Origin of the sequence: Peribacillus aracenensis (assembly GCF_025175645.1) — a bacterium.
Lineage (GTDB): Bacteria > Bacillota > Bacilli > Bacillales > DSM-1321 > Peribacillus > Peribacillus aracenensis.
In genome coordinates this window covers 1-2529 of record NZ_JANZMJ010000079.1, presented here as the reverse complement: position 1 = coordinate 2529, position 2529 = coordinate 1, and the positions used below count along the sequence as shown (strand labels likewise).

Below are 2529 nucleotides of genomic sequence, written 5' to 3'. Positions count from 1 at the left end.
CATGGGTTAGTAAATCTATATGAACGATATACAAAACTACGTCAGACTTAAACTGAACCGCCGTATACCGAACGGTACGTACGGTGGTGTGAGAGGTCGGAGGCTAGGCGCCTCCTCCTACTCGATTTGTGGCACTAAAGGGGCAGGATCGTTTAAGTGAAGTCATTTATAGTTTGGTTTTATTATTTGTATAATCTAAGGCTTAAGACCGATATTAATTTAGACTGTAGAGGTATAGTAATAATAATCAATAAATGTTAAAATTTTCTTGGTTTAGTGAATGAGTGTATGGTTCTGTTTCTTGGAGGGAGGACAACAATTATTAAAAAAGTTTGTATGAAATTTATATTTGCTTTTAGCGTATCTATATTTTTATTCGGATGCAGTATAGAAAAAGAAGACTTGAAAGAAGACCCTGGGCTTGATAACACCCAAAAGATAGAAGTATCGTCAGAAGAAAATCCGGAATTGGTTTTAAACGTTATAGACAATCAAGAAGATGTAAATGAATTTGTTAATACACTTGAAGTTGATAAATGGAGTATTGTGGACATTCCTTCAAATTCGACTAAAGGGTATATTTATAAGATGTACCAAGAGGATACAGTCAAACTTGGAGAGCCTATAACTGTTAAAAAGGAACTTAAACAAATCGCTACAATTATTACATATAAAGACAGTCCTTATATCGAATTTAGAACCAAGAAACTAAATTTGCATTTTAAAGTTCCAAAAGATGTAGCAGAATACCTATCTAATAACGAAAATTAAAAACATAACCATACAACAGTTTCGTCAACCGTACATTATATCTTCTTATTGTATTAAACTAGCTAGAATAATACACAAATTAACAGGTGCGTTGATTCATTTAAGGGCTGTGACGATCAGCTCTTTTCATATGGAGCTAAAGGAGCCGGCTGCTAGTATATGATTGAGTAGTCAATGTAAGATGTTAATTGTTCTATCTTTGAAACAATAAAGAAAAAAAGTGGGGATTACTATTAAAAAGAAAAGCCTTTATGCTATTAATTTAATATTATTGCTGTTATTAGCGGCTTGCCAACAATCATCAGAAAATTTGAATTTTAAGGGTGATAGTGAAAATTGGTCAGCAAAACTTAATGTAGTAAAAACTGATAACGATAAAGAAACTAAAAAGTTTGCATTACAGTTTAAAGGAAAAGATTATAAAGCTGTTGAAAACCTTGAATATAAGATTAATGCTCCTAATTATGCTTGGGGCATGGGTGATATTGAATTGAATAGTACTGGTGAATATAAAACACATAATAATGAAAAAGGTGAATTTTCTACGTCAAAAGCTGATGTTATCGATATAGAAGTGAAGTGGAATGGAAAGGTTGAAAACTTTTCGTTAAACAATAAGGAGTAACCTTTTGCATTCAAAAGGAAGATGATCTGTATGGACTTAAGCTCTTGAATAATGGATAACAAAGTTCTTGTTCAACTAAGAGGTGCTTTACTTCAATACTCCAATATAATGCATCATGCTAATAACTTTGGATTATTACTTTTTTCTGTTCATAAAGATATATTTTGGAGGTACCGCCTTTTAGCTTACAGATGTTTTCTGTTCATGAACTTTATTTAAGTAAGGTTGATGAAGAGTACGCAATCAAACGATGTTTGAAATAAGAATATTTGGTTATTTTTAACTATTTGAATAATTAGTTCATTTTGATATTATAAAAGGGATAAAGATTGGAGGAGGAAATAACATAAAAAGCTTATTTTCAATCTTAAGTACCTTTGTGTTAGTTCTGGTAGGTGGAATGGTATTTAGTACTTCTACTGCTCAAGCAAGTGTTCCTCAGTATTCTTTTCAAACAGAAGATGGAAAATGGGATGGAGAAATTGGAAATCCTAACAAAGGTAGTGACTTAGAGGTAGAACTAGTTTCCCCCATTTATTTAAAGACCGCTTCTGGAAGTGTGTTATTGACTAATTATAGTAACTTATGGGCTCGTCTTTGCAATGCGAGTACTGGAAAGTGCACAGGCTATCATAGCTTAGCAGGTGGAAGTACAGTATTCACAGGTATGAAAATTGGTAAATTTTACGTTGATGTGAAAGATGGATATTCCTCTGGCAAAGTATATGGAAAACTACAAATTATTTTTAAATAACTTTTTATTACTTGCTACTCATTCTCAATGGGTAGCATTTTGTTTGAAAAATTTCGTAAATAGATGAATATTTAAATAGTTTTGTATAATTTACTAGCATTGAATTTTACAACTTCTTTTTTTCAGATGAAGGGAAGCGTACTGACATCACTAGCACGTTCACCAACGCTACAAAGGGTACGGCCACAATACTACAAGATACAGGAAATGTTGTTTGTGTGACATGAAATATAGTTTGATACTTGGTTATTGAACTGATATGAACGAAACTGTCAACCCACCACACCCAAATGTTTTTAAATGGTGTTTCATTCAGCTATGAATAGAGTTATTCCTTGTTCAACTTATAAACCAAATATCCTTTCGGATTTAGCTTGTC

At 32.4% G+C, this 2529-nt stretch carries 3 protein-coding genes; all 3 read left to right on the top strand.

Annotated features, from left to right (window positions below; all coding sequences use genetic code 11):
- Positions 1-288 precede the first annotated feature (288 nt).
- The 3 genes from N0M92_RS28955 (at position 289) to N0M92_RS28945 (ending at position 2150) form a co-directional block, all read left to right on the top strand.
- Positions 289-771 (top strand): hypothetical protein, encoded by a 483-nt coding sequence (locus N0M92_RS28955; RefSeq protein WP_260289011.1) that lies wholly within the window; start codon positions 289-291, stop codon positions 769-771.
- Positions 772-991: 220 nt separating this feature from the next.
- On the top strand, positions 992-1396 hold the full coding sequence (locus N0M92_RS28950; RefSeq protein WP_260289010.1) for a hypothetical protein: 405 nt from the start codon (positions 992-994) through the stop codon (positions 1394-1396).
- A gap of 400 nt (positions 1397-1796) precedes the next feature.
- A complete protein-coding gene (locus N0M92_RS28945) occupies positions 1797-2150 on the top strand; it encodes a hypothetical protein (protein ID WP_260289009.1) in 354 nt (117 codons plus the stop codon).
- The last annotated feature ends 379 nt before the right edge of the window (positions 2151-2529 follow it).